This window comes from Weissella sp. DD23 (assembly GCF_001579105.1).
Taxonomy (GTDB): Bacteria; Bacillota; Bacilli; order Lactobacillales; family Lactobacillaceae; genus Weissella; species Weissella cibaria.
In genome coordinates this window covers 326515-338385 of record NZ_KQ970391.1, presented here as the reverse complement: position 1 = coordinate 338385, position 11871 = coordinate 326515, and the positions used below count along the sequence as shown (strand labels likewise).

General features: G+C 45.5%; 12 protein-coding genes and 1 other annotated feature. Of the genes, 1 reads left to right on the top strand and 11 read right to left on the bottom strand.

What is annotated here, in order from left to right:
* From WEIDD23_RS12720 to WEIDD23_RS04055, 11 genes are all read right to left on the bottom strand, one after another.
* A partial coding sequence (locus WEIDD23_RS12720) for a glycosyl transferase (protein ID WP_082778309.1) occupies positions 1 to 522 on the bottom strand: 522 nt, incomplete at its 3' end.
* A gap of 11 nt (positions 523 to 533) precedes the next feature.
* Positions 534 to 2468 (bottom strand): glycosyltransferase, encoded by a 1935-nt coding sequence (locus WEIDD23_RS04100; protein ID WP_062358778.1) that lies wholly within the window; start codon positions 2466 to 2468, stop codon positions 534 to 536.
* Between the two features lie 141 nt (positions 2469 to 2609).
* The gene (locus tag WEIDD23_RS04095) at positions 2610 to 3920 is read right to left on the bottom strand and encodes a bifunctional folylpolyglutamate synthase/dihydrofolate synthase (protein WP_010373508.1); all 1311 of its coding nucleotides are present in this window, start codon (positions 3918 to 3920) and stop codon (positions 2610 to 2612) included.
* A 125-nt stretch (positions 3921 to 4045) separates the two neighbouring features.
* Positions 4046 to 4726, bottom strand: coding sequence for a matrixin family metalloprotease (locus WEIDD23_RS04090; RefSeq protein WP_197458802.1), 681 nt, complete (start codon positions 4724 to 4726; stop codon positions 4046 to 4048).
* Between the two features lie 545 nt (positions 4727 to 5271).
* On the bottom strand, positions 5272 to 7935 hold the full coding sequence (locus WEIDD23_RS04085) for a valine--tRNA ligase (protein ID WP_010373504.1): 2664 nt from the start codon (positions 7933 to 7935) through the stop codon (positions 5272 to 5274).
* Positions 7936 to 8018: 83 nt separating this feature from the next.
* Positions 8019 to 8232 (bottom strand) — a binding site (T-box leader).
* Between the two features lie 43 nt (positions 8233 to 8275).
* Entirely contained in the window at positions 8276 to 8566 is a 291-nt protein-coding gene (locus WEIDD23_RS04080) for a hypothetical protein (RefSeq protein ID WP_075274783.1), read from the bottom strand.
* A gap of 21 nt (positions 8567 to 8587) precedes the next feature.
* Positions 8588 to 8887, bottom strand: coding sequence for a hypothetical protein (locus WEIDD23_RS04075; protein ID WP_010373501.1), 300 nt, complete (start codon positions 8885 to 8887; stop codon positions 8588 to 8590).
* A gap of 18 nt (positions 8888 to 8905) precedes the next feature.
* On the bottom strand, positions 8906 to 9166 hold the full coding sequence (locus WEIDD23_RS04070; RefSeq protein ID WP_010373499.1) for a hypothetical protein: 261 nt from the start codon (positions 9164 to 9166) through the stop codon (positions 8906 to 8908).
* 118 nt (positions 9167 to 9284) lie between these two features.
* Positions 9285 to 9596, bottom strand: a complete 312-nt coding sequence (locus tag WEIDD23_RS04065; protein WP_010373496.1) for a hypothetical protein — start codon at positions 9594 to 9596, stop codon at positions 9285 to 9287.
* Between the two features lie 137 nt (positions 9597 to 9733).
* On the bottom strand, positions 9734 to 10129 hold the full coding sequence (locus WEIDD23_RS04060; RefSeq protein WP_062358777.1) for a tautomerase family protein: 396 nt from the start codon (positions 10127 to 10129) through the stop codon (positions 9734 to 9736).
* Between the two features lie 16 nt (positions 10130 to 10145).
* A complete protein-coding gene (locus WEIDD23_RS04055; RefSeq protein WP_010373492.1) occupies positions 10146 to 10760 on the bottom strand; it encodes a LysE/ArgO family amino acid transporter in 615 nt (204 codons plus the stop codon).
* Positions 10761 to 10918: 158 nt separating this feature from the next.
* On the opposite strand from WEIDD23_RS04055, the gene WEIDD23_RS04050 reads away from it, so the two are divergent.
* Complete coding sequence (locus WEIDD23_RS04050; RefSeq protein ID WP_010373491.1) at positions 10919 to 11572, top strand: PAQR family membrane homeostasis protein TrhA; 654 nt, start codon at positions 10919 to 10921, stop codon at positions 11570 to 11572.
* Positions 11573 to 11871 lie beyond the last annotated feature (299 nt).

Below are 11871 nucleotides of genomic sequence, written 5' to 3'. Positions count from 1 at the left end.
TGCAGCAACATCACCAGTTGGGGTATAGAAAATAATGTTTGAGATATTCCCATTCGTTTGGTAATAACGAGTTGCTGACTTAAACCCACGCCAGTCCCAAATATCCGTTACAGCAACATGGTCCAATCGGTCAATGTAATGCAACATTGATGAACGACCACCTGGGTTGCCGGCAAATAATTCCACATCAATCACATTGCGACCGTAAGTCGTCCCAAACCGACGAGCCTGGGCCATCCCCCAATCAATACCGTCCAAGTGATAGCGTGTCTTATCAATTTGCGGATTGTGTCGATAGTGGACCATTTTAGGATCCACATCAGTTGCCTTTTGAAACACATCATACATATTCAACAAATCTTGATCCGTTAAACCGTGATTAGCCAAGTGCATATGTTGATCTGGGTAATACCCACGCACAACAATTTTCGCATCATTGCCCGCCGCACGGTCCTCTCTTACCCGTGCAGCCACGTTGACATCAAGCGTTGGTAAATCTGAATTATCTATATATAAGTTCATCGCTGATCTCCTTAATTCGCTGCAAAGTAAGTGACACCTGCAACACCATTAATCGTCACTTCATCCGCTCGTTGACCGAGGGTGTACGCCGTCATCGTTGTACCGCCTTCACCAACCCCAACGTTTGATAGTGCAGGAGCCTGCGCTGCCATCGCTGGCCAGCGCTTGTTTGCATCATCTAACAAACCTTGCCAAGCTTGCCACACATTTTCCTCGTAATAACGGTCACTGTGGTCATAAGCCGCATCTGAAAAGGCTTGTAACTTTTGTGGATCGTTGAATAATTCAAGGAAGCGGTCAGCCATTTCAGACACAAATTCATCTTCTTGACCTTCTGGTGCCCAGGCCGTCAAATAACCATTCTCGCCATCAATAATCAAGTCATTTGGACCGTAGTTCACATTCGTCGATACACCCGGTAGCCCATTTGACATGGCTTCCATCATCGAAATGTTGAACCCTTCCATCATTGACGCTAGACCATACACTTGGTGTGAACGGTGAATAGCATACAGCTCATCACGATCCGTAACGTAGTCATGCAACGTCACAACTGGTGAATCCAAACGGCGGACTTCATTAATATCAGTCGTCTCTTCGCCCTTCTCATTCAACATCGTTGGCTTTGGTAGTCCATACTTATCGAACAAGTTAATCAAGTCCTTGTTGGTCTTATTGTTGCCAGTGTTGTCAAAGTAACCATAAACATCCAAGTGTGCATTTAGCCCCGGTTGCTTTTGGTTCGCAATCATCAAAGCTTCTGCTACTGCAGCAGGACGCTTATCTGGCGCTCGACGCACAATCATCAACACTGAATTTGGTTCACGATCAGCCATCGGCACACGGTTTGCCTCACGAATTTCAGCTGGGACAACCCCCACCGGAATTGTAAACGGTGTTGCCTTTGGTGCGTAACGTGCCACCACGTCAGCCGTTTGACGTGGCATCGCTGAAATAATTGCTTGATAGTCATTCATGTGCATGAAATCAAACTCATAATTGTTATTTTCATCAGTCGTCATAACATCACGAGTGTCCGAAGCGTGCAAATTATGCAAATGGAAGCCAATGTACGCTGGTCGATCCATATGCAACAAACCTTCATCTGCCGCCGTTGTTCGATCCATAATAAAGACATTTGGCTGTTCAGCTGAGTAGAAGTCATTATTCAAATCGTTCACAAATTCGGCCGTCAACTCATCAAAGGAATCAAAAATGTACGTCATCCCGTTTCGCTTGATCAACCGGTAACCCGCAATAAAGTTAACAAATTGTGGTGCCTCAAAGGGCTTAGCTTCAAACGGTTGTCCTGACATGCGTGCGTTATCGGCCAATTGATTTTGTGCATCAATATGTTGCCGGTTCATCAGCATCGTTTCAGACATACGCGGACCCTTGCGACGTAGAAACTCTTCAATCACTGGTCGGCCTTGACGGTCCACAAACACATTCGTATTAGGTGTACCATCTGGATCGATATATTGTTGGCGACTAATAAAGCCACGTGAATCATACGTATCAACCCGGAACAAATTACCAAAGTGTTCAAACACTTCCACCATCGTTACCCGATTCTCGTGTTCCAAGTCAACGTGAATACGCCCCAAAAAACGTGTTCGTTCAATATCTTCAAACGCCATAAACGTCTCAGGCTTATCAGCCATTGGCTCCACTACTGCAACTCGGCGACCACCCCATTCAACATCTTCAGCCGTCACGATGCGATCGGGCACATATTCTGTCCCTGCATAGTAATCATACATATTAATTACTTCAGCATCGTTTAGTTGCCATGCCAGCAAATCTCGATGACCATTGGCGTTGTAAACCCGGGTCACGATTTTAAATGACTGACCATTCTTACGGAATAACTTCCCGCGTTGCACTTGGGCGTGTTCAATCCCCGAGCCCTGTGCTGCAAGTCCCTCATTGACGAAAAAATTCATCGCACTTCCCTCTTCTTATCCATTTTAATAAAGTAGCCAATCAAACTTGTGATGCGAAACCACCGCTATTTCCAATCGCCACTGTCTTGATTTAAGTATACCAAAAAACGCCCGCAGATTAGTGCAGGCGTGTGTGCATTTTTATAGATTAGCGCGAACTTCTGACACGAAATATAATGACCCTGTGAACAAAATCATATCATTTTGCTTCGCGAGCGCTTTAACTGTCTGATAGGCCGTTTGCCAGTCCTGATGGACAGTAACCGTGTGTCCAGTCACTTGAGCGGCCGCCTCAGTCGGATCTAGAACCGTCCGACTGCCTGGGTTTTGAAAACCAACGACGTGGAGGTCCACATTAGGCAAGTCAGCCAACGTATGAAGCATTTCCGGATAAGCTTTATCCGCTAACGCCCCAAACAAGATATGGACAGTCCGTTGCTTAAAACGTCGCGCCAATGTTGCAGCTAATGCATCTACACCGTGCTGATTATGTGCACCATCTAGTACGGTTAATGGTGTGTTTGATACGCGTTCAAATCGAACCGGCCAAGTAACGATTGCCAAGGCCGTCTCAACCATCTCAGGTGTCAATTCACGACCAAGCAACTGCGCGGCTAACGTAGCTGCTTGGATGGCCACAGCGGCGTTTTCTATTTGGTAATCACCCATCAAATCTACGAACACATCTCGCTGTGTTACGGTACCTGACAAATTAAAACGTTCACCCCATTCAGTATCACCAGGCACCATGGCGACTTCAAATTCATGACCAAGCTCAAAAATCGGGGCACCTGCAGCCTTGGCGACCGTCGTTACGACTTGACGGGCTTCTTCTGGTAATCGTCCTGTTACTACCGGACGCTGACGTTGAATAATGCCCGCCTTTTGTGTGGCGATTTCAGCTAATGAATTGCCTAGCACCTGCATGTGATCCAACCCAACGGTTGTAATTACCGATAGCACTTTATCAGGAATTACCTCAGTCGTATCCCAGGTTCCCCCAACACCAACCTCCAAGACCACCACATCAACTGGATGTTCTGCAAAGTACACAAACATCATGGCTGTTAACGTTTCAAACTCAGTTGGACCACCGTCAGGCAATTCTTGGTCCAACGCTTCCGTAATTGGCGCAATGCGCTGCATAATCGCCAATAAGTCCGCATCCGGAATGTTACCGTCATTTCCTTGGACGCGTTCATTGAACGTCATAATAAAGGGTGATGTAAACATCCCCACCGTTAAACCCGTTTGCCGCAACAATTGGGCAATCATCTTACTAGTCGATCCTTTGCCATTCGTGCCAGTAATATGAATAAACTTAGAAGCCCGTTCTGGATGATCTAATCGATCGAGAAGTGCTTCAATTCTGGCAAAACTAGGTATTTTCTTCCACTTGTGACGTCCGTGAATATAGGCAATGGCGTCAGCTGCCGTTTCAATTGTAATCATCTGAACGGACCTCCTTTTTCATCTTTTCAATCCTAACACACCCAATCTCCCAGAGCGATTTTTTGGTGTAAAAAACGAGGCACCTGAACTCAGATACCTCGTCATATTGATTTTACTAATTGTCATCAGCGTCCCCGCCGATTATAAACCATTGTCCCTACCACGGTTACGACTAGTGCACCGCCAAAACTCAACGCCGCAATTTCTAAACTATGGGGCCGTTTGAACGTTTTCACAACTGTTTCTGTTAACATCGTCAACCAACGTCGTGGCGCAAACCACGCGCGATCTTGTCGTGCCAAATCTTGTTGCACACCATTTCGTACTGCAAACGGTAGCTGACGGACATCATCAGCCGTAATATGTTGCGTTGGCCCAAGTGCCATTGGATACATCACGTCATGCTTATTCGTACTATGTGTCAGCCCCATTGTATGGCCTAACTCATGCACAATAATCGTCCGAAGTTGCTGTTCCTGTGTGGCAAAGCCGTCCTGCTTAAACGCTCGATTGATATCTCGTTTATACAAGACAATTTCATAGGCTGGTTTCGTCAAGTTTCCCGTCTTTTTCGTCACCGCCACCGCATCGTCTTTTGCGACTCGGGCATCGTGTGCTGTATCCCAGACTACTGTCACATTCGTACGAGTTGGTTCCGCAGCATCAAACAAATCATCATCATTTAAAACTGTTTGCCATTCTTGAGTTGCCTCAAAAACGGCTTGTTTGACCTTATCGGGCATTTTAGCATTCCCAGAAACGCTAAAACGACCAGCTGGTGCCCCGGCAGCTGATACGTCAGTCATCGTGCCCACGGCGAGCAATATTGTTAGGCTGGCCAGCACCCATCGGCCAATTCGTTCGCTACGTCGCCACATAGTTCTCACTCTCTCTTACTTACGCTTTCGCGGTTTATTAAACCGACATAATGTAAGTATATCGGTTATCAGTGCCGTTTGCACGGACAATTTACGCTTTGACTGTTTCAAAAGTGCACAGGAATAGCAAAAGCGCCATCCACAAATGTGAACAGCGCTTTTACAAGTGTAATTTACTAACATTGTAACGACGAACAGCTTAAATTCGTTATTAACAATATATAAGATAATACTCTAAAAACCGACGACCTGCAAGCCTTTAGAAGTAACAATCTCATTTCAGGGTGGCTGGTGCAACTTCAGGCAAAAAACGTTTCTCTATGCTCTGTTTAAACGCCTGGCGTGTTTTCGGTCACCACTGCATTAAGTCAAAAATTTTCAGCACGCCTGTGGCGCACCGAGAAATTTTCGTCTTAATTCCGGATAACCGATTTTCTTGCTCCGCAAGAAAACCAACACTCTATGCTCTGTTTTTACTTCGCAGCCTGCAATTCGGCCAAACGAGACTCAGTTGCTGCCAACTTTGCTTGCCAGTCAGCTAGCTTCTCACGTTCTTCCGCAACCACAGCTTCAGGTGCGTTGTTCACGAACTTTTCGTTACCCAACTTACCTTCTGCACGCTTTACTTCACCAGCAAACTTTTTAACATCACCTTGCAAACGGGCAATTTCTTCATCCAAGTCAATCAACTCTTCCAAAGGCACATAAACTTCGGCACCAGAAATAATTTGCGTCATCGCCAACTTTGGTGCAGACACATCAGCAGAAATTTCAAGTGACTTTGGCTTTACGAAGCGGTTGATGTAGTCTGAGTTTTCATCAAAAATGCGTGCCAAGTTTTCATCTGACGTCTTGATCAAAACGTCGATTTCAGTTGACATTGGCGCATTTGCTTCCGTACGAATCGTACGAACAGCCTTGATCAAGTCAGTCAAGCTTTGGAAGTCAGCTTCAGCCGTTGGGTTATCCAACTCAGCCTTCTCTTCTGGGTAAGCAGCAACCACGATTGATTCACCATCATGTGGCATCTCTAGCCAGATAGCTTCCGTTACGAATGGCATTATTGGGTGTAGCAAACGCAATGTGTTGTCCAACACGTAAGCCAAAACAGCTTGCACATTCTTCTTGGCAGCTTCATCGTTTCCGTTCAACGTTTCCTTGGTCATTTCGATGTACCAGTCAGCGAAGTCGTTCCAGATGAAGTTGTACAATGAACGACCAGCCTCACCGAACTCGAACTTGTCAAAGTTCTTCGTTACTGAAGCAATTGTCTCGTTCAAACGTGACAAAATCCACTTGTCGGCCAACGTCAAAACTGACAAGTCAGCAGGCAACTCAGCCTTCGTTTCGTCATCCAAATTCAGGATAACGTAACGTGAAGCGTTCCAAATCTTGTTGATGAAGTTCCAAGCTGAGTCCATCTTCGTGTATGAGAAACGAACGTCCAAACCTGGCGTTGAACCAGTTGCCAAGAACCAGCGCAATGCATCGGCACCGTACTTCTCGATGACATCCATTGGGTCAATTCCGTTACCCAATGACTTTGACATCTTGCGTCCTTGTTCGTCACGAATCAAACCGTGAATCAAAACGTTCTTAAATGGACGACGACCCGTGAATTCCTTTGATTGGAACATCATACGAGCAACCCAGAAGAAGATGATGTCGTATCCCGTAACCAACGTGTTGGTTGGGAAGTAACGCTTGAAGTCTGCGGCATCTTCATCAGGCCAACCCATCGTTGAGAATGGCCACAAAGCTGATGAGAACCACGTATCCAAAACGTCAGAGTCTTGCTCCCAGTTTTCGATATCCTCAGGTGCTTCCATACCAACATACATCTCACCCGTTTGCTTGTGGTACCAAGCTGGGATTTGGTGTCCCCACCAAAGTTGACGTGAGATAACCCAGTCGTGGATGTTATCCATCCAACGCGTGAAGGTATCTTCGAAACGTGGTGGGTAGAAGTCAACACGGTCGTCTGACTTTTGCATGTCCAAAGCCTGCTCAGCCAATGGTTGCATCTTAACGAACCATTGCGTTGACAAACGTGACTCAACTGGTACACCAGTACGCTCTGAGTGACCAACTGAGTGCACGATTGGCTCAATTTCAAGCATCCAGCCTTCAGCTTGCAAGTCGGCAACGATCGCCTTACGTGCGTCAAAGCGATCCATACCAACATACTTGCCGGCACGCTCGTTCATTGACGCATCTTCATTCATCGTGTTGATGCGCTCCAAGTCGTGACGGTTACCAACACCAAAGTCGTTAGGATCGTGGGCTGGTGTAATCTTCACCATTCCTGAACCAAATTCTGGGTCAACGTATTCATCGGCAATGATTGGAATCTCGCGACCAACAAGTGGTACGCGCACCATCTTACCAACCAAGTCCTTGTAACGCTCATCTGATGGGTGAACGGCAACGGCAACGTCACCAAACATCGTTTCAGGACGTGTCGTAGCAATTTCAATGTAGTCCTTACCATCGTAAGTTACCCCTTCTTCAACGAATGGGTACTTTACATGGTAGAAAGCACCTTCATCATCTTGGTGGATAACTTCAATATCTGACAAAGCCGTACGAGCCTTAGGATCCCAGTTGATGATGTACTCACCACGGTAGATCAAGCCCTTTTCGTACAACGTCACAAAGACCTTGCGAACAGCTTCTGACAATCCTTCGTCCAACGTGAAACGCTCACGTGAGTAGTCCAAAGAAAGTCCCATCTTACCCCATTGTGACTTGATGGTTGCAGCATATTCGTTCTTCCAGTCCCAAACTTGGTCAACGAACTTTTCGCGACCCAAGTCGTAACGTGACACACCTTGTTCAGCCAAACGTTGTTCAACCTTAGCTTGCGTTGCGATACCGGCGTGGTCCATTCCTGGCAACCACAATGTGTCAAAGCCTTGCATACGCTTTTGACGGATAATCATATCTTGCAACGTCGTGTCCCAAGCGTGTCCCAAGTGCAACTTACCTGTAACGTTTGGTGGTGGGATAACGATTGAGTAAGGACGAGCCTTATCGTTTCCTGATGGCTTAAAGCGGTTCTCTTGTACCCACTTGTCATAACGGCCAGCTTCAACAGCAGTAGCGTCATACTTTCCAGGCATATCAATTTCGCGCATGTGAAATTCTCCTTATGAATAATAGCTATCTTATATAACGGATGGTCGCAAATAAAAAACGCCCTAACCATACTAATTTGTATGATCAGGGCGACTTAATCGCGGTACCACCTGATTTAACGGGACTACTCCCGCTATCTCGTTAGAACTTAACGCGTTTCTCACGGCATCGACTACTCACGTTCACCGGTGCGGCCCACTAACTACTTTCACTTAAACTGATTGATGCACTTCTCATCACCTGTGCACTCGCTGGACAATCGACGTTTAACTTACTTTTTAGTGAATTGCTATAAACGATATTTTACGTTTATTTAGTTAGAAAAGCAAGGCATACCGCTCAAATGAAGCGTGACACCAAGCGCTCAATAAACGGCAGTAAAACCACCAGTACAAAGATGTACTTGTACCAGTTTAATGTGGTAATGATGCCATCAACTCGTTGTGTCAGAGCCTTCACCTCACCACGTAATTCTGTCAATTCGATGCGAATTTCCTTCAAATCAATCCGTATTTCCCTTACGGCATTGCGTAAGTCTTTGACACCTTGCTTTAATTCTTGAAAATCATGGTCCGTAAACTCCTCAAATTTCTCATCCGTCACATAACGCCCCCTTGTCTCTACCGACATGATATTTTCCCTTATTAATACCTAAAAAAATTTTGAAATTAGCCGTTCAATAAATGGCACCAATACCACAAGCACAAAAACGTACTTATACCAATTCAATGAGGCTACGATGCCGTCTACCCGCTGCGTAAGCACATTCAAGCTTCCTTGCATCTCACTTCGCAACTCTGTTAATTCAATCCGAATTTCTGTCACGTCGCCACGTAGTTCCTTCACCTCACCACGTAAATCTTTGATATCATCCTTCACTTCCTGAAAATCATGGCGCTTGAAGTCATTGAATTCTTCATATGTCACGTAGCGTTCTTTTGTCTCTGTCATAGATCCCCCATAGTTCAATCAATAGAAATAATGTATGAATCCCATTAACGCACCTAACACCACCGTCATAAGCCCCGTCGCTTGATAAATATATTTCCTAAAATTCTGTCGTGACTCTCGATTGGCCGCTTGGAAAGCTTGTACGACGTCCCGCAGCATCACTCGCATGTCTTCCTTAGTCGCAAACGTTTCGAGTGTTTTCTCTACATTTGCCATGCGCCAATTCAAAATTCGTAGTTCACCACGCGCTTTTGTCAACTCGACTCGAATTTCGGTCATGTCTGTACGCCATTCTTTGAGGCTATCATTTATTTTTCAACAATCGTGATGCTTGAAATCATTGCATGTCGTCTGCGTCTTATAGCGTTCCTTGTTTGCCATAACAGCCCCCCTACATTTAATTTAAATACTGCAAAATACTCATTAACACGCCCAAGACGGCCGTCATTACGCCGAGTGCACGATACATTCCCTTTCGATTTGCTGACGAGTGGTCATGGAACATCAACTGCATCTCGTCCTTAGTCGCAAACGTTTCGAGCGTCTTCTCCACGTTTGTCAGACGAGTATCCATAACCCGCAAGTCAGCTCGCATTTCGGTGACATCTTCGCGGAGATCTTTCAGGTCATCCTTTACTTCCTGAAAGTCGTGATGCTTGAAGTCATTGAATTCTTCATATGTCACGTAACGTTCTTTTGTCTCTGCCATAATGCCATCCCCCTGTTAATTGTTAACGGTATCGTTATATCCCCTTAAAGCAGGAAAGAGGTACCTGGCGATTGCCAGATACCTCTTTCGTTAATATATTCATTATAACAGAAATAAATTTTAGTCACAATGTAACTTTACAAGTCACCCGTCAAGAATTGCGCCTTACCTAAACCAAAGCTCCAATCCTCATCCGTGTTTGATACCAGATTAATCATCACGTCTTGTGGATCAATCCCCAAATCGCTATGAATGCGTGCCACCAACTCACGATAGAAGTTTTCCTTCTGTTCAGTTGTGCGTGGACGCGTACGAACTGACAAAGAAATAAATTGATTCGTTCGCGTAAAGCCAAGCCCTGTGTCTGCCATAATGAAATCTTCTGGCTCATGGTAGCTCACGATTTGGTAACGGTCCCCTTCAGGCGCACCAAACGTTTCACGCATCACTTCGTATGATAAGTCCAACAGTTGCTTCACACGTGACTTATCTTCCCGACCTGCCTTATATAAATCAAATCGTAGTAATGGCATTTTTTCGCCTCATTTCTTAAATTAACATACTGATTGCTTCTACCAATAAGTATACGCCGTATCCCAGTACAATGATTGCAGAAAGGATATTGACCCAGACCAAGACTCGTTTGGGTAGCCGATCTTTTAACAGATTCATCGTAATCGTGATGCCATTAAACCAAATAAAAGTCGCTATAATAACACCGATAATAAACGGCCACACTTGTGAATCTGCCAAAGTTCCGCGTAGTGCACCAAGCATCAAACTACCGTCGATCAATGCTTGTGGATTAGCCCACGACACAATAACCGCTGTCACCAGCGCCTTCTTCAAGGATACAGCATTTTGCTGCGTATTAAGTTGCACTGAATTGGCGCCTCGTAGAATGCCGTAACCAATCCACATTACTAACAAGCCCCCCAACAGCATCACAATTAGTTTGAGCGTATCATGAGAACTAATCAACGCCCCCATCCCGAAGAACGCGGCCATTGAAAACGCCGAATCAGCAATCCACACAAACAGGACGTACAAGAACGCCCGCCGCAAGCGATTGTTCATTGCGTTATTAAACACATACAAATTTTGCATGCCGATTGGTGCAACGAACGCAAAACCAATCATCATGCCTTTCAACAAGGTCATCATTATTTTTCACCCCAACATTTTCACTACCGATACAGTATACAGAAAATGACCGTCAGTAACCATTTGAAGTCAAAATTCAGTTCATCTAGTTTACAACACTAGATGTTCGCGTTATGATAGTTACAACAATAAAAAACGAAAACACGGAGGTGTGCATCATGCCTGTCTTAACAAATGAGAATCGCCGTTACTTAATTACCTATGAAACACTAAACGCCGTCACCCACGGACTTGGCGTATTAGCCGCCGTCGTTGGTGCAACATTGCTACTTTGGGAAAGCATGCACGCTGACTTTGACGGTTTTACAATGGCCGCCCTTTGGATTTACGCGGTTTCAATCATCACTTTCCTGCTTGCTTCAACCCTCTTTCATGCGTTGGTCTTCACCAAAGCTGGTAAGGTATTTCAATTCCTAGATCACTCTGGCATCTACCTAGTCATTTTGGGAAGTTACACGCCCTACACTTGGTTGTTCTTACCACATAATGTTGGCTGGCCAATTTGGGGCACAATTCTTGGGCTAACAATCGCCGGCATCGTCTACGACCTATTCTTCGTCGGGCGCTGGCCTTGGGTGTCGGTCCTCATTTACGTTGTAATGGGCTGGCTAATCATCTTAGCCTTTCCATCATTACACCATTCGTTAACACCGTTTGCATTTAATCTGCTATTAGCTGGTGGTATTACCTACACATTAGGTGCCGGCGTATACTTAATTCCAAAGTTGCCCATGAGTCACGTCTACTGGCACCTATTTGTCCTCGGTGGTGCTGCCTTAATGTACGTTTCAATCTTCAGCATGCTGTTCTAATAACGTAATCAAAATATAACGCCTCAACTATCTGTTTCGTAATAGTTGAGGCGTTTTTCTTTGTATGAGTCAATTGCAGCGTTCAACAGATTCATTACTCGACATCTGCTCCACACTAACAGAGAACATCTTGGCTGTCGCAACAGGCTTGGGTTGGCTCCGAAGCGTTCAAAAATCGGCAACATGCCGCATGGCCGGCGCTATTCAGGCAAGCCCACACAGACCTGAAGGCTTTAGGGGGAATTATTTGCCCCGCTGAATGGCGTCCGCGCCATTCGGTTGCCGAGTTTTTGAACAAA

What these genes read in the sequence shown, in the direction of transcription:
- WEIDD23_RS04085 (WP_010373504.1), bottom strand. Translation starts at nt 7,935, where the DNA reads ATGCGCGAAATTGATATGCCTGGAAAGTATGACGCTACTGCTGTTGAA.
- WEIDD23_RS04050 (WP_010373491.1), top strand. Translation starts at nt 10,919, where the DNA reads ATGCCTGTCTTAACAAATGAGAATCGCCGTTACTTAATTACCTATGAA.
- WEIDD23_RS04070 (WP_010373499.1), bottom strand. Translation starts at nt 9,166, where the DNA reads ATGACCGAAATTCGAGTCGAGTTGACAAAAGCGCGTGGTGAACTACGA.
- WEIDD23_RS04075 (WP_010373501.1), bottom strand. Translation starts at nt 8,887, where the DNA reads ATGACAGAGACAAAAGAACGCTACGTGACATATGAAGAATTCAATGAC.
- WEIDD23_RS04065 (WP_010373496.1), bottom strand. Translation starts at nt 9,596, where the DNA reads ATGGCAGAGACAAAAGAACGTTACGTGACATATGAAGAATTCAATGAC.
- WEIDD23_RS04055 (WP_010373492.1), bottom strand. Translation starts at nt 10,760, where the DNA reads ATGATGACCTTGTTGAAAGGCATGATGATTGGTTTTGCGTTCGTTGCA.
- WEIDD23_RS04060 (WP_062358777.1), bottom strand. Translation starts at nt 10,129, where the DNA reads ATGCCATTACTACGATTTGATTTATATAAGGCAGGTCGGGAAGATAAG.
- WEIDD23_RS04090 (WP_197458802.1), bottom strand. Translation starts at nt 4,726, where the DNA reads ATGACTGACGTATCAGCTGCCGGGGCACCAGCTGGTCGTTTTAGCGTT.
- WEIDD23_RS04100 (WP_062358778.1), bottom strand. Translation starts at nt 2,468, where the DNA reads ATGAATTTTTTCGTCAATGAGGGACTTGCAGCACAGGGCTCGGGGATT.
- WEIDD23_RS04080 (WP_075274783.1), bottom strand. Translation starts at nt 8,566, where the DNA reads ATGTCGGTAGAGACAAGGGGGCGTTATGTGACGGATGAGAAATTTGAG.
- WEIDD23_RS04095 (WP_010373508.1), bottom strand. Translation starts at nt 3,920, where the DNA reads ATGATTACAATTGAAACGGCAGCTGACGCCATTGCCTATATTCACGGA.